General features: G+C 63.2%; 21 protein-coding genes and 1 pseudogene. 10 read left to right on the forward strand and 12 right to left on the reverse strand.

Features of this window, described 5'->3' with window-relative positions; all coding sequences use genetic code 11:
• Position 1: 1 nt before the first annotated feature.
• From def to priA, 3 genes are read right to left on the reverse strand one after another with little or no spacing between them, the layout of a single operon-like run.
• Positions 2-544, reverse strand: a complete 543-nt coding sequence (gene def / locus VJX68_RS10075; protein WP_324095553.1) for a peptide deformylase — start codon at positions 542-544, stop codon at positions 2-4.
• 24 nt (positions 545-568) lie between these two features.
• On the reverse strand, positions 569-1,513 hold the full coding sequence (locus tag VJX68_RS10080; RefSeq protein ID WP_324095554.1) for an alpha/beta fold hydrolase: 945 nt from the start codon (positions 1,511-1,513) through the stop codon (positions 569-571).
• A gap of 4 nt (positions 1,514-1,517) precedes the next feature.
• On the reverse strand, positions 1,518-3,995 hold the full coding sequence (gene priA / locus VJX68_RS10085) for a replication restart helicase PriA (protein ID WP_324095555.1): 2,478 nt from the start codon (positions 3,993-3,995) through the stop codon (positions 1,518-1,520).
• Between the two features lie 117 nt (positions 3,996-4,112).
• Here priA and aroC point away from each other — a divergent pair, with 117 nt between their 5' ends.
• From aroC to VJX68_RS10105, 4 genes are all read left to right on the forward strand, one after another.
• Complete coding sequence (gene aroC, locus VJX68_RS10090) at positions 4,113-5,282, forward strand: chorismate synthase (RefSeq protein ID WP_324095556.1); 1,170 nt, start codon at positions 4,113-4,115, stop codon at positions 5,280-5,282.
• A gap of 44 nt (positions 5,283-5,326) precedes the next feature.
• Positions 5,327-5,899, forward strand: a complete 573-nt coding sequence (locus VJX68_RS10095; protein ID WP_324095557.1) for a shikimate kinase — start codon at positions 5,327-5,329, stop codon at positions 5,897-5,899.
• Positions 5,900-5,901: 2 nt separating this feature from the next.
• Positions 5,902-6,981: a 3-dehydroquinate synthase gene (gene aroB / locus VJX68_RS10100; protein WP_324095558.1), complete on the forward strand. Its 1,080-nt coding sequence runs from the start codon at positions 5,902-5,904 to the stop codon at positions 6,979-6,981.
• Positions 6,982-7,180: 199 nt separating this feature from the next.
• The gene (locus VJX68_RS10105) at positions 7,181-7,399 is read left to right on the forward strand and encodes a helix-turn-helix domain-containing protein (protein WP_324095559.1); all 219 of its coding nucleotides are present in this window, start codon (positions 7,181-7,183) and stop codon (positions 7,397-7,399) included.
• Positions 7,400-7,450: 51 nt separating this feature from the next.
• Here the strand turns inward: VJX68_RS10105 and VJX68_RS10110 are convergent, their stop codons facing one another.
• Genes VJX68_RS10110 through ileS form a run of 3 tightly spaced genes read right to left on the reverse strand, consistent with a single transcriptional unit; the run spans position 7,451 to position 11,994 of the window.
• Positions 7,451-8,458, reverse strand: coding sequence for a phosphotriesterase family protein (locus tag VJX68_RS10110; protein WP_324095560.1), 1,008 nt, complete (start codon positions 8,456-8,458; stop codon positions 7,451-7,453).
• A 56-nt stretch (positions 8,459-8,514) separates the two neighbouring features.
• Positions 8,515-9,096 (reverse strand): signal peptidase II, encoded by a 582-nt coding sequence (lspA, locus tag VJX68_RS10115; protein WP_324095561.1) that lies wholly within the window; start codon positions 9,094-9,096, stop codon positions 8,515-8,517.
• Positions 9,097-9,099: 3 nt separating this feature from the next.
• Positions 9,100-11,994 carry an isoleucine--tRNA ligase gene (gene ileS, locus VJX68_RS10120; protein WP_324095562.1) on the reverse strand — a complete coding sequence of 965 codons (2,895 nt, stop codon included), beginning with the start codon at positions 11,992-11,994 and terminating at the stop codon, positions 9,100-9,102.
• Between the two features lie 183 nt (positions 11,995-12,177).
• Here ileS and VJX68_RS10125 point away from each other — a divergent pair, with 183 nt between their 5' ends.
• From VJX68_RS10125 to VJX68_RS10140, 4 genes are all read left to right on the forward strand, one after another.
• Positions 12,178-12,732, forward strand: coding sequence for a cupin domain-containing protein (locus VJX68_RS10125; protein WP_414643475.1), 555 nt, complete (start codon positions 12,178-12,180; stop codon positions 12,730-12,732).
• A 92-nt stretch (positions 12,733-12,824) separates the two neighbouring features.
• On the forward strand, positions 12,825-13,127 hold the full coding sequence (locus VJX68_RS10130; RefSeq protein ID WP_324095564.1) for a hypothetical protein: 303 nt from the start codon (positions 12,825-12,827) through the stop codon (positions 13,125-13,127).
• Complete coding sequence (locus tag VJX68_RS10135) at positions 13,124-14,335, forward strand: CaiB/BaiF CoA transferase family protein (protein ID WP_324095565.1); 1,212 nt, start codon at positions 13,124-13,126, stop codon at positions 14,333-14,335. The genes VJX68_RS10130 and VJX68_RS10135 overlap by 4 nt, the downstream gene beginning before the upstream one ends.
• A 2-nt stretch (positions 14,336-14,337) precedes the next feature.
• Positions 14,338-15,540, forward strand: a complete 1,203-nt coding sequence (locus VJX68_RS10140; RefSeq protein ID WP_324095566.1) for a CaiB/BaiF CoA transferase family protein — start codon at positions 14,338-14,340, stop codon at positions 15,538-15,540.
• A gap of 218 nt (positions 15,541-15,758) precedes the next feature.
• On the opposite strand, the gene VJX68_RS10145 is transcribed toward VJX68_RS10140, so the two are convergent.
• A complete protein-coding gene (locus VJX68_RS10145; protein WP_324095567.1) occupies positions 15,759-16,709 on the reverse strand; it encodes a fatty acid desaturase family protein in 951 nt (316 codons plus the stop codon).
• Positions 16,710-16,790: 81 nt separating this feature from the next.
• On the opposite strand from VJX68_RS10145, the gene VJX68_RS10150 reads away from it, so the two are divergent.
• Together VJX68_RS10150 and VJX68_RS10155 are read left to right on the forward strand one after the other, a co-directional pair.
• Entirely contained in the window at positions 16,791-17,618 is an 828-nt protein-coding gene (locus VJX68_RS10150; protein WP_324095568.1) for a hypothetical protein, read from the forward strand.
• A gap of 96 nt (positions 17,619-17,714) precedes the next feature.
• Positions 17,715-19,246 (forward strand): annotated as a pseudogene (locus VJX68_RS10155) (YifB family Mg chelatase-like AAA ATPase).
• 66 nt (positions 19,247-19,312) lie between these two features.
• Here the strand turns inward: VJX68_RS10155 and VJX68_RS10165 are convergent.
• The 5 genes from VJX68_RS10165 to VJX68_RS10185 form a co-directional block, all read right to left on the reverse strand.
• Positions 19,313-20,479 carry a hypothetical protein gene (locus VJX68_RS10165; protein ID WP_324095569.1) on the reverse strand — a complete coding sequence of 389 codons (1,167 nt, stop codon included), beginning with the start codon at positions 20,477-20,479 and terminating at the stop codon, positions 19,313-19,315.
• A gap of 468 nt (positions 20,480-20,947) precedes the next feature.
• Positions 20,948-21,517, reverse strand: a complete 570-nt coding sequence (locus tag VJX68_RS10170) for a DUF3106 domain-containing protein (RefSeq protein ID WP_324095570.1) — start codon at positions 21,515-21,517, stop codon at positions 20,948-20,950.
• Positions 21,514-21,930, reverse strand: a complete 417-nt coding sequence (locus VJX68_RS10175) for a hypothetical protein (RefSeq protein ID WP_324095571.1) — start codon at positions 21,928-21,930, stop codon at positions 21,514-21,516. Before VJX68_RS10175 ends, VJX68_RS10170 begins: the two co-directional genes overlap by 4 nt.
• Positions 21,914-22,474 carry an anti-sigma factor family protein gene (locus tag VJX68_RS10180; RefSeq protein WP_324095572.1) on the reverse strand — a complete coding sequence of 187 codons (561 nt, stop codon included), beginning with the start codon at positions 22,472-22,474 and terminating at the stop codon, positions 21,914-21,916. The genes VJX68_RS10175 and VJX68_RS10180 overlap by 17 nt, the downstream gene beginning before the upstream one ends.
• A 36-nt stretch (positions 22,475-22,510) precedes the next feature.
• Positions 22,511-23,086 (reverse strand): RNA polymerase sigma factor, encoded by a 576-nt coding sequence (locus VJX68_RS10185; RefSeq protein WP_324095573.1) that lies wholly within the window; start codon positions 23,084-23,086, stop codon positions 22,511-22,513.
• Positions 23,087-23,204: the final 118 nt, after the last annotated feature.

The raw sequence follows: 23,204 nt of genomic DNA on the forward strand, positions 1-23,204 counted from the left end.
TTTAGATCCGCACCGAGGAGGGACTCACGCTGTCGGCCTTGCCCTCCTTGATTAACTTTTTCAGTTTGCGCTTGTAGAGTTCGCGCTTGATTCGGGAGATGCGGTCGATGAAGAGCTTGCCGTCGAGATGATCGATCTCGTGCTGTAACGCGACTGCGAGCAATTCGTCAGCTTCGATTTCGATCTCCTTCTCATTGGGCGTCCACGCGCGCACCAGCACATGCGCAGCGCGTTCCACGTCGGCGGTGTAGTCGATCACCGACAGGCATCCTTCTTCCCAAACGATCTTGCCCTCGGCCTCGACAACCTTGGGATTGATGAGCTTCAGCAGATGCTTGCCGGGATTTTCGTGATCGGTGTCGAGCACGATTATCCGCTTCGATTCGCCGACCTGTGGCGCCGCGAGGCCGACCCCGGGCGCGGCGTACATCGTCTGCACCATGCTGTCGATCAGCCCCTCGACATTGCCGTTGATGTTCTTGACCGGAGCCGCAGGCTGCTTGAGCGAGTCATCGGGGAATTTGCGGATTTTCAGCAGCGCCATCTCGAATACCGGTTTTCAAATCTATCAAAGGGTCATTGGCGCGGCGAGTCCGAGCGGCGCGAGAAACGATTCCACGGCGCGGATGCATTCGGCGGGACGCTCGATTTGAAGAAAATGCGTCGTGCCCGGAATCGCCTCGTACGGCAGCCCCAGCTCCTCGGCCATCGCGCGCCCGATCAGCGCCGGCGGCATCACCTCGTCGAGCGTAGGATCGCCGCACACGAGTTTCACCGGCACCGGGCAATGCGCCATCTGTGGCCACAGGTCCGTATTCGCACCGCTGGAAAACACGTGCGCCTCGTATTCGCGCGGACACGCGAGAATCCAGTCGCCGCTCGCGCGATCGTGCCGCAGCGTCGCCCGCGCCATCAGCTCGTACGCGTCGGGCACCCATCGTTTGAAGCGCCGGCTGAACTGCTTCGCCAGTTCCATCGGATCCTTGTAGCGCTCGGGACGCCGCGCCGCGCGCGAGGCGAGCGATTCCTTGTCGGACTGCTGCAGGTTGCGGACGGGATGCCCTTCGCGCGGATAGACCGGCGGATCGAACAGCACCAGTGCGTCGAATCGCCGGCCGTACTTGAGCGCATGCATCGCGGCCGTGACGCCCGACAGCGAATGAAACAGGCCGGCGACCGGCTTCGCGCCGAGCTCGCGATTAATCGCGTGCCAGACCACGTCCAGGTCGGCAACGAAGTTACCCCACGTGTGCCCTTCGGCGGTGTGCAGCGGATTGTGACCGTGATTGCGGAAGTCGAAGACGACGACTTCGTAGCGCTCGCGCAGCGGTCCCCAGAATGGAAAGTAGCCGTCGATCGCGAGACCGTTGCCGTGACTGAGGACCAATCGCGGCGCGCCAGGGATACCGTGCTGGCGAACGTGAATCGTCGCGCCGTCGTGCATCTTCACGTCAAAGGCGTGACGCGCGCGCGGCACGTGATGCGTCGCGGGATGTTCGTTGGTCTCGTTCATTCGCTCACAGCATTCTCACCGGATCGATATCGATCGCAAGATATATGTCGTCGCGCTCCGCCGACGGCCCGACTTCGGCGCGCATCGCGGCGATCGCCGCGCGCAGCGGTTTCAGTTCGCGCGACTTTAGCATCACCTGCCACCGGTAGCGCTGCTTGATCCGCTCGATCGGCGCCGGCGCGGGCCCAAGCACGCGCATTCCCTCGGGCGTCGATCCTTTCGCCAGCGATTTCGCGACGGCCTCGGCCGCACCCTGGACGAGTTGCGGCTCCGCGCCTTCGATTCGCACCATGGCGAGCCGCGCAAACGGCGGATACATGAGATCGCGGCGCAATTCCAGCTCGCGCCGCATGAACCGCGCGTAGTCCTGATCCTTGGCGGCGCGGACGCTGTAGTGATTCGGCGCGAACGTCTGGATGATGACGCGGCCGGGGCGCTCGCCGCGTCCCGCGCGTCCCGCGATCTGCGTCAGCAACTGGAACGTGCGTTCGGCGGAACGGAAGTCGGGCATGTTCAGCGCGAGGTCGGCGTTCACCACAGCGGCCAGCGTGACGCCGGGAAAATCGAAGCCCTTGGTGATCATCTGCGTGCCGACAAGGATATCGATTTCGCCAGCGCGAAGATCGGCCAGCATCCGCGCGCGCGCGCCGCGCAGACTGCTGGTGTCGGAATCCATTCTTTCGATGCGCGCGGCCGGCATCATCTCAGCGAGCGTCTGCGTCAGCCGCTCGGTGCCGAAGCCCTGCCCCTGGAGCCCGTAGCCCTTGCACTCGGGGCAAGTGTCGGGCGCCGCGGTGTGATTGCCGCAGTAGTGGCATCGCAGCGAGAGGTCGCGCATGTGAAACGTCATGCTGACGCTGCAGTCTGGGCACGCGATCACGTTGCCGCAAATGTGGCATTGCAAAAAATTGTGAAATCCGCGGCGGTTGAGAAACACCATGCTCTGGCCGCCCGACGCGAGATTTTCGCGGAGCGCGGCGACGAGAGTCGTCGAGAGCGGCACCGTTTCTGGAACTTCCGCCGCTTGCGATTTCGATTCAGCGGGTCCCGCACCGTTGGTCGATTTGGCCGCCCCGAGTTTGCGCGCATCGGCGACTTCGCGCCGCATGTCGACGATTTCGACCGACGCCATCGCGCGATCGTTCACGCGGCGTGAAAGGCTCAGCAGCCGGTACCGTCCGCGCCGCGCATTCGCATACGACTCGCTCGACGGCGTCGCCGAGCCGAGCACGACCGGGCATTTCGAAAATCCCGCGAGCGCGACCGCGAGATCGCGTGCGTGGTAGTAAATCCCTTCTTCATTTTTGTACGACGCGTCGTGCTCTTCGTCGACGACGATCAACCCGATGTCGTGGATCGGCGCGAAAATCACCGAGCGCGGACCGATCATCACGCGGGCCTGACCGCCAAGCGCCGCCATCCAGCTCGCCCATCGCTCGGACACGCTCTGCGCACTGTGCGCGATGCCGACGAGCGAGCCGAAACGCGCGCGAAATGAGCGCACGATTTCGTCGGCGAGCGCGATTTCGGGCACCATGATGAGGACGTTGCGCCCGGCCGCGAGCGCTCGCGCGGCGAGGTTCAGGTAAATCTCGGTCTTGCCGCTGGCGGTGACGCCCCACAGCAAAAACGCTTGGTAGCGGCGCTGCTCGATCGCGGGCGAGACCGCTTCGAGCGCGATCTGCTGTTCCTCAGTAAGATCGAACTGCGCCGCCGCGCCGCCATGCGCTGTCACTGGCGCTGCATCGATTGCGATCAACCCGCGATGCGTGAGGCTCTTCAGCGCCGCGCTAGCGCCGTCGATTGCGGTCTTCAGATCCTCGACGCGCACGCCTGCTGCACCGGCATTAGCGATTGCCGATAGCACCTCGCGCTGCTTCGAACCGCGAACGCCATCGATGCTCGCGCCTGCGACGAGTCGCGCGACCACATCGGCGGTGTCGCGATGCCGCCCCGTGGTCGCGTCGCGACGCTCGAGGATGCCGTTCGCGACGAAGCGCGCGATCGTCGCGCGCACTTCGCTCGGCGGACCGACCTTTTCGAGCTGGCGCGTCGTGGCCGCGCGCTTCGCGATCGTCTCGATAATCGCGCGCTCGATTCGCGTGAATGCAGCTCGCGCGAGCGCGTTGGGCGGTGTCGCGAGCGTGTAGGCCGCCCGCGACTCGACCCGCGCGACCGCGGGAATCACGCTGCGGTAAGCGTCCGCAATCGAAACCATGTAGTACGACGCAAGGAACTCCATCAGTTGCAGATGCGCGCGATCGAACAGCGGCCGCGGCTCGAGCACTTCGAGGATCGGCTTCAGTTGCGCGGGCGAAAGCCGTTCGCCGACCTCGGTGACCAGGCCCGTAACCTTGCGCGAGCGCAGCGGCGCGAGCACGCGATGGCCTGGCTGGATGAGTCCGTCGAGCGCGGGCGGGATCGCATACGTCAGCGTCTCGAATCCGCGCGTCGCCCCGACGATCACAATATTGGCCTGCATCTCGACTGTCTCTGCGAATCCAACTTACACCGCGCGCGAGCGATCCCGCGAGGCACCCCGCTGGATGTTCGATTGGCCCCGCTTTCGCGGACGCTTCCAGTCTGGTTGAATCTGGTTATGACGCTCCGATTTTTGACCGCCGGCGAATCGCACGGCCCTGAGTTGGTCGCGACGGTTGAAGGCGTGCCCGCCGGATTCAACATCGACGTTGCTGCGATCAACGCCGATCTCGCGCGCCGCCAAAAGGGCTACGGCCGCGGCGGCCGGATGCTGATTGAGAAGGACGAGGTGCGGCCGGTTTCCGGCATCCGCTTCGGCAAATCGCTCGGCAGTCCGATCACATTCATCATCGAGAATCGCGACTTCAAGAACTGGGTCAAGAAGATGTCCGCCGATCCCGCCGATCGCGGCGCGGCGGAGGTCGTCACGCGCGCGCGACCCGGCCATGCCGACCTGGCGGGCGTGCTCAAATACAATCTCGAAGATATCCGCGACGTGCTCGAACGGGCGTCGGCGCGCGAGACCACCGCGCGCGTGGCGATCGGCGGGCTCGCGAAGCAGATTCTTTCGCCGTTCGGAATCGACGTGCTCGGCTACGTCGCGAGCATCGGCGCGACCGAGGCGAAAACTCACCCTGAGTTGAGCATCGCGGAGTTGCGCCGCATTACCGAAGCGTCGCAGGTGCGAGTGGCCGATCCCGACGCCGAAAGTAAAATAATCGCCGAAATCGACGCGTGCAAAAAAACCGGCGACACCCTCGGCGGCATCGTCGAGGTCGTCGCGACCGGATTGCCGGTCGGGCTCGGCAGTCACGTGCAATGGGATCGCAAACTCGACGGACGGCTCGCGTTCGCGCTGCTCAGCCTGCAAGCCGCCAAGGGTGTCGAGCTGGGCCTGGGATTCACGGCGGGCCGGATTCGCGGCTCCGAACTTCACGACGAAATCGGCTACGACGCCGCGCATCATCGCTTCACGCGCCATTCGAATAATTCGGGCGGCACCGAGGGCGGCATGAGCACGGGCGAACCGTTGCGCGTGCGCGTCGCGTTCAAACCGCTGTCGACGCTGATGCGGCCGCTGCGCTCGGTCGATATCAAAACCAAGGCGGAAGCGGTCGGTGCGATCGAGCGCTCCGACGTATGCGCGATTCCCGCCGCAGCAGTAATCGCGGAGTCAGTCGTAGCGTTCGAACTCGCCGCGGCTTTTCTCGAAAAATTCGGCGGCGATTCGCTGGCAGAGATTACCCGCAACTTCAAAGGCTTCCTCGAACAGGTCCACAACTATTAGATCGGCAAGCGCGCCATGCCGCGAAGAGGCGCGCCGCGACGCCAATGACGCCCAAACTGATCCTCACCGGATTCATGGCGACCGGGAAAAGCTCGGTCGGCCCGCTCGTTGCGCGCCGGCTCGGATGGGAATTTGTGGACGTGGATTCAGTGATTGTCGCGCGCGCCGGAAAACCGATCGCGCAAATCTTCGCCGACCATGGCGAGGCGCACTTCCGGCAGCTCGAACGCGAAGTGGTCGCGCACTTGACGAGCGATCGCCGGCTGTGCCCCCATTGCCACGGGCCTCATCCCGAAGTGATCTCGACGGGGGGCGGCGCGCTGGTTGACGAAGCAAATTGTGCGGCGCTCAAGCGCGTCGGCGTGATAGTTTGCCTCACGGCGCGTCCCGAAGTCGTCGCTGCGCGCGTCGAGCGATCAAAAAGCAAGCGGCCGAAACTGACCGAGGGCGGGAAATCCACTTTGGCGCGAGTCAAAGAGCTGATGGAGGAACGGGCTGACGCATACGCACGCGCCGACGTCCAAATCGACAGCTCCGATCTCACGGTCGAGCAACTGGCCGATCATGTAATCGGCGCCTTCGGCGCACACGCCGCGCGACGAATCCTGCCATCGTAGAGATGCGTACTATCCGCATAGAACTCGGGTCCGCTTCGCATGACGCTCACGTCGGCGCGGGAATCCTCGACCGGCTTGGCGAACTCGCGAAGGCCGCTGGACTAAAGCCCGGCGCTTGCGCCGTCGTCACCGACGCGAGCGTCGAGAAGCTCTACGCTGCGCGCCTCAATGACGCACTTCGCAAGAGCGGCTTCGCGCCCGTCGTAATTTCGGTGGCGCCAGGAGAGGCCTCCAAATCGCTGCCGACGCTCGAGCTTGTATACGACCGCATGACCGAGATCGGGCTTGACCGCAGCAGCGCGGTGTTCGCGCTCGGCGGCGGCGTCGTGGGCGATCTCGCGGGTTTTGCGGCCGCGACCTTTTTGCGCGGCGTGGCGATCGTGCAGGTGCCGACCACTGTGGTCGCGCAAGTTGATTCGGCGCTCGGCGGCAAGACCGCGATCAACCATCGACATGCCAAAAATCTGATCGGTGCGTTTCACCAGCCGCGGCTGATTGTCGCCGACGTGGCTACGCTCGCGACCCTGCCCGACCGCGAGTTCCGCGAAGGACTCGCCGAGGTCATCAAGTATGGCGCAATCATGGACGCGCCAATGATCGTTGACCTGGAGCGCGACCTCGACGCGATCCTTGCGCGCCGCCCTGACCTGCTCGAGCAGGTCGTCGCGCGATCGCTATCGCACAAAGCCGCAGTAGTCGGCGCCGACGAGCGCGAAGGCGGTCTGCGCAAAACGCTGAATTTCGGCCACACTATCGGCCACGCGATCGAAGCGAGCGCCGGTTACGGCAGCTATTTTCATGGCGAGGCGGTCGCGATCGGCATGGTAGCGGCGGCACGACTGTCATCGAGATACGCCGGCTTCTCGGCCGACGAAGCATCGCGTCTTCAGCGCCTGATCGAGCGCGCCGGCCTGCCGACGGCGCTGCCTGCCGGATGGCACAGCGACGACTTTCTCCGCGCGCTGGGCCTCGACAAGAAGCGCGCCGCCGCGGGCGTGGTCGAATTCGTGCTGCTCGACCGCCTCGGTCATTCGTTGACAAAAAGTCTTTCGATTGACGACATCGTGTCACCTCTGCTATGAGTGTCCGCTTGAAAATCTGAAAAGTGGCGACTAGAAGTGTTCTGCGGGTGACAAATTGTCGTGAAAATTCCACTCGTTTGCCTGGCGTATCTATGATGTGTTTAGTATGTACTGAGTAGCGTACGTCGGACTGTTTCAACCCGTACATCGTCAAGGGCCGGGAAGGACGGGGTAAACGCGCGTAACGCGAAGGAGCCACATGGATCGATTCGATGAAATGAAGAGCAGGGTCCTGACGGTGCAGGAGGTGTCTAGCTACCTGCGCGTACATCCCTCAACCATTTACAGGATGCTCAAAAAGAATCAGCTGCCCGCGTTCCGCGTCGGCAGCGACTGGCGCTTCACGGTCGAGGCAATCGACAAATGGCGCGCTACGGTGGAGTCCGGCGCACCGGCGCCCGCAAGCCACAACGGGTAAGATCGCAGCGCTTGGATAAACCGGTTGGATGAAAGTCGACGCGCCCGCCCGCTAATTCTGGAAATACCGGCGCGGATTTTCTACCAGCATCGTACGGATCTTCGCCTCTCCTACGCCTGCCCGCTTCAGCGCCGGCACGATATTTTTGAAAACGTGCGTCGGCGTCCAGTTCGCCACCAGCTTGGCCGTCTCGGGCGTTACGTCGAGGCCGCGACCCAGCCAGCATGCGACGGTGTCGTGCGAGAGCACGAGTTGATTTTCGTATCCAACGCCCAGCAGTCCTATCAACGCGGCCAAGCGCAGCTTGTCGGGATGCAGGAAGTCCAGGCCGAAGCGATCGAACCCCAGGATGCATCCGCGATCGAGCATCGCCGCGTGATAGCTCAAGTCCGACGACCCGCAGCTATGCCCGATGATCACGCGGGTTAAGTCCGCACCCTCCGACGCGAAAATCTCCAGCTGCTCGCGCCCCATCGTGCCATCCTCGGTATGCGTCGTGATCGGCGCGCCGGTCGTTTTATGCGCGCGCGCCGCCGCCCGCAGGCACATCTCTTCGTACTTCGTGATCTGCCGCTTGCCGGTCGCACACTTGATGATGCCGGCTTTGATGCCCGTGTCGCCGACGCCCTTGTTGATCTCGCTGATGTACACGGACGCGACATCGTCGATCGTCCGCTGCTTGAAGTACGCGGTGTTGCCCAAGTCTTCCTTGTAGAGGCCGGTCGCACAGATTATTCGCACGCCCGACGCCGACGCCGCTTCGGCCATGAAGTTCACGTCGCGGCCGATGTCCATCGGGCACGGATCGACGAAAGTCTCGAGTCCAAGATCGCGCACCTCTTTGAGCCGCTCGACGCAGTTCTTGAGCGCCGACTTGCGCTCGAATTTCGGTGCGGCGCAGTCGAGCTCCCAGCCGGCCCATCCGATCGGCAGATGCTCGTGCATGAGCGTCGTGCCGAGCTGCTCCGGAATCACGGTTCCAGTGACGGTGTTGATTGGCTTCATCGCGATGCGCTCCCCGCCCGGCGCTAGTTGCGCGCCGAGCGTCGATCCAGACATCGATTTGCAAAACTAGACCCGCCGCTGTGTTGGCGTCAAATCGCTGCGCGATCCGGCTAATTGGCTGGCTTGGGCTCGTCGTCGTGGCCGAAGAACGACGCGAGGATGATCAACGTGACGCCAATCGAGATCGCGCTGTCGGCGACATTGAAAATCGGGTAGTTGAGGTCGTAGTAGTGCGCGCGCATGAAATCGATCACGCGGCCGCCGCGCAGCGCGCGGTCGATCAAGTTCCCCACCGCGCCGCCCAGGATCAACGCGAAGGCGAACGAGTAGATCGATAAGCGCTCCGACCGCGCTAGCAGCACAATCAACACGATGCTCATTACTGTGGACATCGACAGCAGAAACGCCAGGCGGACCCACGCCGGCGCGTCGGCCAGCATGCTGAAGGCCGCACCGGGATTCAGTGTGTAGGTGATGTCCAGGTAGTTGGGAATCAGCGCGATGCTCTCGTACAGCGCCATGTGCGCCTGCACGAACAGCTTGGTCGCCTGGTCGAGTACGATGATCGGAATCGTGATCGCGCTGAGCAGCAACAGAAATGGCCTGCGCGGCGGCGATCCGGCCGATTCTTTCCCCTCCGCACGGCCTGCCAGAACGTTGGGAAGAGTCTTCGCGCTCGACTGTTCCGGCATCGGCTACGCTCCGACCACCGCGCGGCATCTCGCGTCGAGCGTCTCGCCACTGCCGTCGTCGAAGTATTTCCAGCATCGCGCGCATTTCGCGCCCGACGCATGGCGCCCGACCAGCGTGATCGCGGGATTCGCGGCGGCGCGCGCGAAGGTGCCATTGCCATCGAGGGCGAAATCCTCGCGGCCGTTGGCTTGCCGCCTGATCTCGGCGGCTTCCGCATCGCCTAAAATCGCGACGTCAGAGACGATAAACAAATCTTTCAACTCTTCGCGATACCGCTTGAGCGTTTCAGCAAGACCGCTCTCAGAGCCGCCGTCAGCACCGAGACTGATCGCCGCATCGAGCGGCGCACCGATCGTTCCCGACTTGCGCATCGCCTCGAGCAGCTTGAGCGCCTCGTCGCGAACCTTGAGCAGCCGCTCCCATCGCGCTTCCAATTCTTCATCGCGCCACGACGGATTCGCGGGATGCATCGTGGTCAGGTGCACACTCGCGAGCCGCTTTCCCGGCATGTAACCGTAAACTTCCTCGGTCGTGAACGGGATCAGCGGCGCGAGCATCCTGACGAGCGCGTCGAGGATATGGAACAGCGCGGTCTGCGCCGAGCGCCGCTCGCGCGAGTTTTCCGCTGAGCAATAGAGGCGATCGCGCGCGACGTCGATATACAGCGAGCTCAGATCGACCACGATGAAATTCTGCATCGCCTGGAACGCGGTCTGGAATTCGAACGCTTCGTAAGCGCGGCGCACTTCGCTCTTGAGTTTCTCGGTGCGCGCCAGGATGAAGCGATCGAACTCTAGCATGTCCTTCAATTCGACCGCGTCGCGCGCGGGATCGAAGTCGGCGAGGTTGCCGAGCACGAAACGGCAGGTGTTGCGAATCTTGCGATACGACTCCGACACCGCGTTGAAGATCGTCTGGCCGAGCGTGATGTCGGCGGTGTAGTCGAGCGATGCGTACACCAGTCGCAGCACGTCGGCGCCCATCCGCCCGACGGCATCGACCGCGTCCTCTGAGTTGCCGAGCGACTTGGACATTTTGCGGCCCTTCTCGTCGATCGTCAGCCCGTGGTTGATCACGTTCTTGAAGGGCGCCACTCCGCGATCTGACACCGCGCAAAACAGCGACGAGCTGAACCATCCGCGCGCCTGCTCGACCGCCTCGAGATAGGCGTCGGCCGGCCACTTCAGTTCCGGCCGCACGGCAAGCACAGCGGCTTGCGACGAGCCCGAATCGAACCACACGTCGAGGATGTCTTCTTCCTTGACGAAGACCACGCCGCCACACTTCGCGCATTTGACGCCTGGCGCGACGAAGTCGGCAGCCGGCCGGCTGTACCAAGCGTCGGAACCTTCGCGGGCGAAAATTTCCTCGACCCGATCCATCGTCGCGAGCAGCGGCGCGACCTCGTCACATTGCGCGCATCTGACCGCGGGAATCGGCACGCCCCACGCGCGCTGGCGCGAGATGCACCAATCCGGTCGCGTCTCGGTCATGTTGCGGATGCGATCGCGCGACCATGCGGGGGACCACTTCACGTTGTCGATCGCGTCGATAACCTTACCGCGCAGTCCGTGATGATCGACGCTGACGAACCATTGCTCGGTGGCAAGAAAAAGCAGCGGATTGTGGCATCGCCAGCAATGCGGGTAGCTGTGCGAGAAATCCCGCGCGTGCAGCAGCGCGCCGACTGTACGTAGTTTCTCGACGATCGGCTTGTTCGCCTTGAAGATGTGCTGCCCGGCCCACTCGCCGCCATCGGCCGTGAATATTCCGCTGCCGTTGACGGGAGTGAACGGCTCCAGCCCGTACGCCTTGCCGACGACGAAATCCTCGTAGCCGTGCCCGGGGGCAGTATGCACAAGGCCGGTGCCGGTGTCGGCGGTGACGTGCTCGGCGTACATCAGCTTCACGTCGCGCGGGAGAAACGGATGCCGAAAAATATCCTGGCCGTCGAGCGCCTTGAGCGCAGCGCGGTCGAGCGCGATTCGTTTCTCGACGGCCAGCCCGCATTCCTTCTCGACATGGTCGGCCAATCGTGACGCAACCACGTAGTAGCGATCGCCGACCTTCAGCGCGACATAGTCGAACGTCTCGTTAAGTGAGATTCCGAGATTCCCCGGAAGCGTCCACGGCGTCGTCGTCCAGATTACCGCCGAGAGCTTGCCGGACTTGTGCGCGGCAGCAAGCTCTAAGCGGTCGTTGGCTTCCGCAGCCAGCGCGCCCGCGTCACGGAGATTCGAGTTGAACGCGAACGCCACGTAGATCGATGGCGAAGCATGATCGCGGTACTCGACTTCGGCCTCCGCCAGCGCCGATCGGCAGTCGAAGCACCAATGCACCGGACGCAGGCCGCGATACACATAGCCGTGCTCGACCATCTTGCGCAGCACGCGGATTTCCGCCGCGTCGTACTCGGGCGCCATCGTGAGATACGGCTTGAACCAATCGCCGATACATCCGAGGCGTCGAAAATCCGAGCGCTGCAAATCGACCCACTTCTCGGCTTCCGCTCTGCACAGCTTGCGCAGCTCGAGCTTGGGTGTCACGCGCGCCTTGTCGCCGAGCTCGCGCGATACCCTGTACTCGATCGGCATCCCGTGACAGTCCCATCCCGGCACGAACGGCGTGCGATATCCCAGCATCGAACGCGAGCGCACGACAAAATCCTTCAGAATTTTGTTGAGCGCGGTGCCGAGGTGCACGCGCCCGTTGGCGTACGGCGGCCCGTCGTGCAGCACCCACGATTCCGCGTCCTTGCGGGCCTCCATCAGGCGTATGTAGAGGTCGAGATCATCCCAATGCTTGAGCGTTTCCGGCTCGCGCTTGGGCAGATTCGCCTTCATAGGGAAGTCGGTCTTGGGAAGTTTCAGCGTCGATTTGTAATCGGTCTCAGCCACTCGTCATTCTCGGGTATTTTGGTGAATCTGCGTCCGATCAGATTAACTCACGCGGCGTTCCTTCGCGAGTATCGAGTCTCAATTCGCCGCCTCCAAGTACCTGGCGATGAAGATTTGACCGCGCCCTACGAAGTGTACCGACGGCTGCCTGCATTCCGGCACTGGTTGTGTTACATGGGACGGATGAAGAATCGCGCGAGACGACGGCCGTTCATCATTGCAGCCGCGTCATGTCCGGAGACGAGCCACCAATATCCTGACAGCGACGAATACACCGGCCATCAGCGGAGCATCGGCAGAGCTGCGGGACTGCAGAAGATTGGCGTGAACCTGATGCGGCTGTCGCCCGGGGAGCGAAGTTCATGGCCTCATGCCGAGGAGAAGGAGGAGGAGTTCGTATACGTTCTTGAGGGTGAGGTTGACGCCTGGATAGACGGCTTCCTACACGCGATGCGGCCCGGGGACTTTGCGGCCTTTCCTGCAGGGACCGGCATCTGCCATTGCTTCATAAACAACAGCGAGCATGACGTCCTGCTACTTGTGGGAGGAGAGGCTTCAAGACGCGACAATCGCATCTACTATCCGCTCCATCCTCAACGCCGCAATGACATGCCACGGAGCGAATGGTGGGAAGACGTTCCGAAACACCGCTTGGGACCACATGACGGGATGCCCGACGCGCTTCGACGCCTCTCCGCCAATCGAGCGTCTCGCGCACGCGCTCAATGCCGGAGCTGACGGAACTACTCCTCTCGTTCGTTTGAATCCGGCGACCAGCCTCCATATCATTTTTCGCACATCACTCAATCGCACTATCATTGAAAGAAATTATGGGACTCAGGAAAGTCACACTGTTCGACAAGGAAGGCACCACGCTCGTGCCTGTGGATGAGGACGGCCAAGCGAAGCCCGCGGTGCTGGGCGTGCGGTGGGTCAATCCCGACACGTTTGAAACTATTCGCGTGCGCGGCGGTAAACGCACCGGCCCGAAGAATGAAGTCCTGATGGAAGTTCCCGCGACCCTCGACACCGGTGCGTTCGCAATCGAGGACCTGCCCCCGCCCAAGGTTAAGGAAGAGCTGAAAGAAATCGAAAAGCCTGCGGGCGCGAACACCTCGGCGAAAAAATCATGACCCAGCCGGCCGCCGGCGCGCTGGCGGGCCTGCGCGTCCTCGATCTGACGGGGCATCGCGCACAACTTTGCGCGCGGCTACTCGGCGACATGGGCGCCGACGTCATCAAGATCGAGCCGCCCGCCGGTGACGACGCGCGCCGCATGGGCCCGTTCCTCGACGACCTGCCGCATCGCGACCGCAGCCTGTTCTTCTGGTTCTACAATCTCAACAAGCGCTCGCTCACGCTCGACCTCAACCATTCGCGCGGCGCGGACATTTTTCTCCAGCTCGCGCGCAGCGCCGACATCGTCATTGAGAGTTTCGCGCCTGGCACGCTCGACCAACTCGGCCTTGGCTGGGATGTTCTCCATCGCGAGAATCCCGCGCTCGTGCTCTGCTCGATTGCACCCTTCGGCCAGACCGGCCCGTACCGCGATTACGTCGCCGACGACACCGTGCTGACCGCGCTCGGCGGGATGCTCTACGTCAATGGTTTTCCTGGTCACGCTCCCGTTCGTCCGTTGGGACTCCAGGCGTATCACTCGTCGGCGTACTTCGGCGCGATCGCGGTGATGCTCGCGTTGCTCGCCCGCGATAACACTGCTCAAGGTCAGTGGATCGATCTGAGCATGCAGGAGGCGACCGCCGCGGCCGTCGAGCACGTCGCCGGCGGATTCTTCGAGCGCAACGAGGCCGAGCCGCGCCGCGGCACTCTGCATTGGAGCCGTTTCTTTCGCGTCGGCAAATGCCGCGATGGGTACATCATGCATTGCACGCTCGGCGACTGGACGTCGCTCATCGAATGGGTCAAGTCCGACGGCAAGGCGGCCGACCTCGACGACCCCAATTACCAGCAGCCGATGTATCGCTACCTGATGGCCGAGCATGTGTTCGAAGTTCTCGACGATTGGGTCAAGGATTATCCGCGCGACGAGCTGCTCGAACGTGCGCAGCTTCTGCGCCAGCCGTACGCGACCGTCCGTCCGCCCGAGGCGCTGTTCGACGACGAGCAGCTAATCGAGCGCGGCTACTTCGTCGAGATCGAGCATCCTGAGCTCGGGCGCAAGTTCCGCTACCCGGGAGCGCCGTATCTTTTCAACGGCACGCCGTGGCGCGTCACGCGGCGGCCGCCGCTGACGGGTGAGCATACCGGCGAGATTCTGCGCGATGACCTCGCGATGGCTCCTGAAGCGCTCGCCGTGCTCGCGGCCGAAGGAGTGATCTGAGCATGGCCGCGATGCCGCTGGACGGCGTCCGCATCCTCGACTTCACCTGGGTAGTAGCCGGCCCGGTCGCGACGCGCATTCTCGGCGACCACGGCGCGCAGGTCGTCAAGGTCGAGCGGAAGGATCCGCCGCCGATGGGCAATCGCAAGCTCGGCCTGCAATGCGACCTGCATCGCAACAAACTTTCTGTCGCGCTCAACATGCAGCATGCGCGCGGCGTCGAGCTCGCGCGCCGTCTCGCCGCGATGAGCGACATCGTGATGGACAATTTTTCCGCGCGCGTGATGCGCAGTTGGGGGATGGATTACGCAAGCCTCAAGGCTGTGAAACCCGACATCATCTGCATCAGTATGTCCGGCCTCGGCCACACCGGCCCGCGCGCGAGCTACGTCAGCTACGGACCGACGCTGCAAGCGCTCACGGGATACACGCAGTTGATGGCCGAGCCCGACGGCACGCCGGCCGGCTACGGCTATTCGTACGCCGACATGTGCGGGGGGTACACGGGCGCGCTCGCGGCGCTGGTCGCACTGTGGCATCGACGCCGCACGGGCCGCGGGCAGTTCGTCGATCTCTCGCAGTTCGAGGCCGTCGCGAGCGTGATCGGTCCCGCGCTGCTCGACATTTCCGTCAACGGCCGCACCCAGTCTCCGCCCGGCTACATTTCTCAGGAAGGTCCCGCCGCGCCGCACGGCGTTTACAAATGCCGCCCGCTCGACGGCGACGACGATCGATGGGTCGCGATCAGCGTCGGCACGGGCCCCGAATGGCGCCGATTCGTCGTCGCGATCGGTTCTCCAGATTGGGCAAGCGATCAGAAGTTCCGCACGCTGTATATGCGGATGCAAAACAGCGCCGAGCTCGACGCCAACGTTTCGCGGTGGACCGCGGAACACAGCGCCGAAGACGCGATGGCAATCCTGCAGCGCGCGGGAATCGCGGCTGGCGTCGTCGAGAACGGCGTCGATCTATGCGCGCGCGATCCTCACCTGAAAGAACGCGGCTTCTGGCCCGAGGTTTCGACCAAAAAGGGCGTGACCACACACTTCACAGGAATACCATTCAAGCTCTCCGGCGGCTCGGGGAAAGTTCGCACGATAGCGCCCGAAGTCGGCGAGGATTTCGACTACGTGCTGGGCGAGTTGCTCGGCCTCGGCAAAGCAGAGCGCGACGAATTGGTCGCCGCAGGCGCCGTCTGGCTCTAATATTTTCCCTGAGCGGTCGCGTTACATTGCCTCCACCGTTCGTCGGGGGAGGCCGACGCTCGTCTTCGAGCGGCGGGTGGGGGACCCTTTGATTCTGAAATTTTGCGACTGGGCAGAATTGCGGCGCAACAGACAATCGCGCCGCAGCGGTCCCCCACCCTCACCCTCCCCCGACGAACGTGGGAGGGAACCAGCACCAGCGTAGGAGGAAACCAGACCTATGCGACGGCTTGTAGCTGTTGTAACTCCGGCTTCGACGTTGCCAGCGCGAGGACTGCGACGTAGCCCGGCTGAGTCTCCATCCGGGGGCCGTAGCCCTTTGCGAGCAATATCTGATGGGCGCGCGGCAGATTGTAGCACGGCACCGCCATCAGCAGGTGATGCTCGAGGTGGTAGTTCACGAAGTACGGCGCGACGAATGCGCGCATCAACCAGTTCGCGTGCGTCGTGCGGGTGTTGCGCAAGGGATCGTCATTGTCCGGCGTCATCGAATGCTCGGCGATACTGCGAAGGCGCACGACCAACTCGTGGAACGTCATGTACGGAAAGACCCACAGCGCGGGAAAGAGCCACCAGTGTCCGGTCGCCGCGAGTATCGCGAAAATGATTGCGTTGCTGACGATCGCGCCGTGCAGGCGCTTCCATCCCATCGCGAGCCGCCGCGACGCTGGCATTTCCGCGCTCCCGAACGCGCGCCGAATCAGCGCGGCCTTCTGCTTGTATGCCGTCTGCCCGGTAAGATCGCGAATGACCTTGCGCCGCATGCTGCTGCGCGTGATCGGAAACGGCGCCGTCAGCCCGAGGTCGGGATCGTTTTTCTGTTGCGTAAAGCGATGGTGCCCGGCGACGTGGTAGGGGCGGTACGCGTACATATCGCCGAACAGCGCGTAGTCCGTCAGCCAGGTCCCCGCAAAGTCGTTGACCTTCATGTTGCTGAACAGCAGGCCGTGCGACGCGTCGTGCGACAGGACAGCGAGCCCCAGTTGGCGCGCGCCGATTATCAACGTCGCCGCGATGAAGGTCAGAGGATTCGGCCACCATACGAACAGCGCCATCGCCCCGAAGATCACCGCCCACGCATGAAAGATCATCCACGCGGCGCGCCACTGCGACTTGCGCTTGAGCATCAGCAGCTCGTCGTCAGTGAAAACGCTACGCGCCTGGAACATGATATCCTCCAATCTTCCGTGGGCGCGCGCCGGCTGGAAGTATCAGGGTTCGGTCCATCACGGATTTGTATGTAACAGAAAATGGCAACACTTGCAAATCCTCGTTATGTGCCGCGACACCTCACTGCGCGCGAGCTGGTGATCGACTTCCTGTCGAATCGCTACCCGCGCGAGATGTCGGCGCAGGAAATATTGGGCGTCGGCAGTGCGCTAGGTTTCACGGAGCAGAGTTTGCGGATGGCGCTGACGCGGCTGGTCGAGCAATCGGTCGCCGCCAACACCGGGCGCGGGCGCTATCGACTGAGTCCGTCGGGCGAGGCGATGCGCGATGAAGTCCGCAAGTGGCGTCATCTCGACAAGCTCGCCAAGCCGTGGTCCGGCGCATGGATCGGAGTGTTCGACGCGAGCGTCCCGCGCAGCGATCGCGCCGCGCTTCGCCGTCACGAACGCGCGATGCGCCTGCGCGGTTTTCGCGAACTTCAAAGTGGTCTGTGGATTCGTCCTGCGAACCTGCATCACACCGTGGCCGAACTGCGCGATCATTTGCGTGCGCTCGGTCTTCATCCGGCCGCGCTGGTGGTGGGATTGCATGATCTCGACGACGATGCGCGCGCTAAAGCGACCCGACTCTGGGACACCACCACGATGCTCGCGACGTACCGCACGCTTGCCGACGAATTGCTCGCAAGCAAAACCAAGCTCGAGCGCTTGCCGCTGGACACCGCGGCGGCGGAATCGATGGTCCTCGGCCGCGACGTGATTCGGCATATCAACCTCGATCCAGTACTCCCCGAGGAGCTGATGCCGAATCGCGCACTGACTGATCTGATCCACGTAATGACCGACTACGATCAAAATGCCCGCCAGCTCTGGCGCCGCTTCATGCGTGCGCACGCCCCGCGCGATTAACTGTCACCTGGGTAACAATGTCACCCAAGTAACACGCATCGCTCGCAGCCTCTGGTTGCGCTAGTGTCAACTGGCTGTTAGCAGCGAAAGCAATTCTTGCACGCAAGCGTAATATCGAGCGCGCTCGTTGGCGTTGACGCGTTCCCGGTCGAAGTCGAAATCGACATTGGCGCCGGGATTCCGCCGCATCGCCTTGTCGGTCTCGCCGAGGGCGCGGTCAAGGAGGCGCTCGATCGCGTCAAGTCCGCGCTGAAAAATTCCGGCTTCGATTTCCCGACGCGCAAGATGACCATCAACCTCGCGCCCGCCGACACGCGCAAGGAGGGCTCAGCCTTCGATCTTCCGCTCGCGCTTGGAATCCTCGCCGCGCAAAACGTACTGAAAGATCGCCGGCGGCTGCGCGAGTACCTTGTCCTTGGCGAGCTCGCGCTCGACGGCCGCATCAAAGGTATCAAGGGCGCGCTGCCGACCGCATTGCTCGCACGCTCCTCCAAGTTCACGGGCGTGATGCTACCGCGCGAGAATGCTTCTGAGGCATCCGTCGTCGGTGAGGGCACGGCAGTGCTCGGCGTCGAGAGCCTGCGCGAGGCTTTCGAGTTCTTCGAGGGCCTGCGTCCGCTCCAATCCGCGCCCGCCGATCTCAGCGCCGCGTTCGGCGCCGCGAATGTTTACGACGTCGATTTCAGCGAAGTGAAAGGCCAGGAGCAGGCCAAGCGCGCGCTCGAGGTCGCGGCCGCGGGCGGTCATAACGTCCTCATGATCGGTCCGCCGGGCTCGGGAAAGACGATGCTCGCCAAGCGGCTGCCCTCGATTCTGCCGACGATGACCTTCGAGGAAGCAATCGAGACCACCAAGGTGCACTCCGTGATGGGCCTGCTCGACGGCCGGGCGCTGATCACGACGCGCCCCTTCCGCTCGCCGCATCACACTATCTCCGACGCGGGCCTTATCGGCGGCGGCTCGATTCCGCGCCCGGGCGAGGTCAGCCTCGCGCATCACGGCGTCCTGTTCCTCGACGAGTTGCCCGAGTTCCGCAAGAACGTGCTCGAGTCCTGCGCCAGCCGCTCGAGGACGCGCGCATCACAATCTCGCGCGTGATGGGCACGCTCACCTTCCCCGCCTCGGTGATGCTGGTGGCCGCGATGAACCCGTGTCCGTGCGGCTTCTACACCGACCCGCAGCACGAATGCTCGTGCTCGCCGATCGCGATTCAGCGTTATCGCTCGCGCATCTCCGGCCCGCTGCTCGATCGTATCGACATCCATATCGAAGTGCCGGCCGTGAAGTACAAGGACCTGACCGACCGCGTCGCGCGCGAGCCGTCGCTGGCGATTCGCGAGCGCGTGAATCGCGCGCGCGAGGCGCAGCTCGCGCGCTTCAAGGGGATGCCGTTTTTCTGCAATGCGCAGATGCGCGCGAGCGACCTCCGCCTCCACTGCCAGATCGAGTCGGGCGGGGAGCGCCTGCTCGAGCTCGCCCTCAACCGCCTCGGCCTGAGCGCGCGCGCCTACACGCGCATCCTGAAAGTCTCGCGCACGATAGCCGATCTCGACGGCGCCGCCGCGATCGCCGCGCATCACGTCAGCGAGGCGATTCAGTATCGCTCGCTCGACCGCACCGCCCCTTAACACAAAACGAAGCGGGCGGCTCGATTGCTCGAGCCGCCCGCCCTCAGTTCTGCGCGATTTCCAACTCTAATGGATTTCGTACCCAGCCACGAACTGGTCGAGGGTGTCCACATTCGCCGGGTGCTTCACCACGAACGTGCCCGAAGCAATCGTGTTCTTGGTGAAGGCGGAGAAGCTCTTCGGCCCCGTATCGGCGTTGCCCAGCGCGTTGGTCGGTATCGCTACGCCCGTATCGACATCGGCCGAATCGTCGAGCGGCCGGAAGAACAACTCGTAGTTCGTGCCCGGATTCGCGCCTGACAACTTCACGCTGACGTCGCCGGCCGCGTTCACATCGTAAGAGCCGTCATCCAGCGGATCGCTCCCGCAGTTCGAAAGGATAGGATCCGTTACACTTCCGCATGGCTCCAGGCTAGACCCCGAAACTTTAGGGCGCACGAACTTCTGATCCACCTTGAATCCCGACACGAACTCATCCGTGCCGGCACTCTGAAGCACGACTGCCCCCGAACCGATCATGCTCGCCGGGAATTCAGAGGTCACTACCAGCGTAGCATTCCCCGCACCGTTGGTCGGGCCTACTGTTCCAAGCGCGGTCGTCATGCCGCCGGGCGAACGCAGAATCGCCGTGTAGCTCGTACTCGGCCGTGCGCCTGAGACGTGGATCGACAGGGCGCCATCGTCGTTTTCAACATCGACATGGCCATAGGTCAAGGAGTCGCTTCCGCAACCTGAAAGAGTTCCCGGCGCCGTCACATCGGTGCAGCGCACCAAGGCCGGCTGGAAGTCACGGGCCGACTCGAGACCGTTGCTCGAGATCGAGAGCCCGGTGACGAACTCCCCGCCGCCGCCGCCGGTCAGAACCACGTTGCCGGCGCCGACCGTGCCGAATTTGAAAAATGCGTCCTTGCGAAACGCGCCATTTCCGTCGGCACCGGTCTTCAGATTACCGATCGAAGTTGTCTGAGTGCCGTCGTTCGAAACGAGACTGACGGCATAAGTGGTGTTGGTCGCCGCCCCGACCACGATCACAGTCACGTCACCTTGATCGTTGATCGTCGCTCCGCCGCGCTTCAGCGGATCCTGGACCTCCGCGCAGGTCGTAAGCGCGGCCGATTTGCATTGAACCAGCGGTGCGTCGAACGGCTCCGCGCGCGCCAATCCCGATCCGAGGCAAAGCGCCACCGGCGCGGCGAGCAATGCTACCGGCCATTTCCGTAGTGATTGAAACATAAAGACTCTCCTCCTGCCTGTCCGTCGATTGCCCAAGCAATCGGACTGATGAATTTGCGATTCGAGATGTAAGACGCGCCCAACCCCCGGCTCGTTTACAGATGGCTCAAAAAGAATTAGATCCCGTCCCCCAGTACGACATCGAGACAACAACGCTACACAAAGTAGGCTAGCGAGGCAGAGTCGGCGCGGGTGCAGCGGATGACACAAAGAGTGAGCGGCCGAGTTCTTGTCATGCAGTCGCAGAACCCTCACCTACCGGCCGCTACGCGGTCGGCCGCCTCTCCCGTAAAAATAACGGGCGAGGTAAGAGTCGGACGCAGCCCAACCTCCTACCCAACACCTTCTAACAGGGACGAAGTCCCGCATCTTTCTCTTAGCACTGGGTGCAGGGGTCACCCCTGCCGAAGGAAGCGTGAAACCCACGGCGGGTTTCACATACGATAGAGTTCCTTTCTTCTGGCGCTCCTACTGCCCCTGCTCGCGCGGATGCTGCCGCCACAACCCCAGCCGCCGCCGCGCTTCGCGCCGCTGCTCCGGCGTCATCTGCTGCCAGCGATGCCAGTTCGCGAGCATTCTCTGGCGCTGCTCCGGCGGAAGCTGCTCGAATTGCCGGTAGCGCTTCATCATCCTCTCGCGCTGGTCCGGCGGCAGCCCGCGGTAGCGCGCATAGTCCTGCTGCAATTCCTCGCGCTGCGCCTGTGGAAGCTGGCGCCACCTGCGCAATCCTTCGAGGACTCGCTTGCGTTCTTCCGGCGGCAGATTGCGGAACGTCTGGAAGTTCTGCTGCACCCGCTGCCGATCCTCGGGACGCATCGACTGCCATCGCCGATAGTTCTCGAGCACGCGTTGACGCTGCTCAGGATTGAGCTGCGCCCATTCATTCGGATGCTGTGCGACGAGCGCGCGCTCGGCGTCGTTCGACGGCTCCACTGAAGCCGCCGGCGATTGCGCGTAAGCGGGAACCGCCGATGCAAATCCACACAGGATCAGCGCCGCGACCGTCAATGCGCTCGCGATTCGTATGCGTCCCGTCATGGCTGCGGCCCCTCGGCGTCATAGCTCGGCTGACTCGCCGGCATAGGCGCTTCCGCCGGCGCGCTGACGGCCGATTGCGGCTGGACGCTCTGAGATTCGAGCGGATGTGGTGCCAACTTCTGCGCTCCTACTGCCGCTCTGGGAGCGGGCGCGCCGTTGTCGTCGCCTTCCTGATTCCCCAGGTAACCCATCTGATCGAGCGTGCGTATCTGCTCGAGCATCGAGTCGTCAGATGGCGACGCGGCCGGCGGCGCCGCGGATTTCGCGTCATTGTGACGCGGCTCGAACAAGTCCAGGTTCATCAACATTCTTAAATCCGGTGGCGCGTCCTGCGCCGACGCTCGCCGCGTTTCGCCGCACACAACCATCGTCGCTATCAGCACAAACACGGCGACTTTACGACGGAGTTTCATGGTTCTGGCGGTCCCCGGGCTCCAGCTCGTCCAGATGCTCGATCACGTCATAGTTCTCGAGCAGATCCAGATGCTCGACGACGTGATAGTTGGCCAGCAGGCCGACATCCGCGCTGCTGAGCTCCTGCTGCAGCTCGAGCTGATCGACGCCGGGCGCCTGCACACTTCCGCCGGAGCCGCGATGCATCACGATTGCGATCGCGAGCACCGCGACCGCCGCTGTGGCCATCGCCATCGACGGCCAGCCAAAGACCGGCAGCCGAACGTCCGCCCTCCTCCATCGCCATCTTCCACGCACACCGGCATTCCCGGCCTGCGCCGCGCGCAGCTTGCGCTTGAGCTCGCGCTGGTAATCCGCCCAATCCGGCTCACGCACGTCATCGACGACACGCGCCAGATTCGACACTATCGCCGACGACTCTTCCGCAGATTCGCGACACTGCGCACATCCCTCCAGATGCGTCCGCACGCGCGCGCGCTCGTCCGGGCTCAACTCTCCGCGCAGATACGGGATCAGTTCGGTATCTGGATGATTCTCAGCCATCGTGGTCAGTCTGTTTTCAATTACTCAGTCGAATTGTCAGTCGTTCCCCATCAATTTCCGCAGCTGCGCGATCCCGCGATGCACATGCACCCTAGCCGTTGCCTCCGAACACTTGAGCACCTCGCCTATTTCTCGGCTGGTGAAGCCCTCCTGCGTCTGCAGCAACACTGCAGCACGTTGCTGCGGCGAGAGCTTTTCGAGCGCGGGACGAAGCCGGCTTACTGATTGCTTCAGCATCGCCTCGCCCTCCGGCCCGGCCTCGCCGGACGGCGGATCGAAAGCGCGTTCGTCGGGGTCGTCGCCGCCACCGGGACTCGCAAGCGGCGCCAGCCGGCGCCACCATCGGTTTCGCCTGTGATGGTCGATACATAAGTTGACCAGTATCCGATAGAACCACGTCGAAAAGCGCGACCGCCCATCGAACCGCCCGGCCGATTCGTATAGCCGGATGAACGCGTCCTGCGAGACGTCGCGCGCATCGGCTTCATTGCCGAGGATCGACGAGGCGAGCCGGTACGCGCGCCCCTGATGGCGGTCCACCATGAGCTCGAATGCGTCAGCATCGCGCTCGGCGATTCTCCTGCACAGCTCCTCATCCGAAGGCTCCACCATTAGTCAGTCCCGCGAGCCGGCAACCCCGGAAGAAACCGGCTCCAGGGACCGATGTTACAATTTTCCGGCCTATTTGACGAAACAACCTTACAGTTCGTTTACACGCTTCCTCGTCGAA

The organism is Binatus sp. (SeqCode), assembly GCF_035272065.1.
In the GTDB taxonomy this organism is placed as follows: Bacteria; Desulfobacterota; Binatia; order Binatales; family Binataceae; genus Binatus.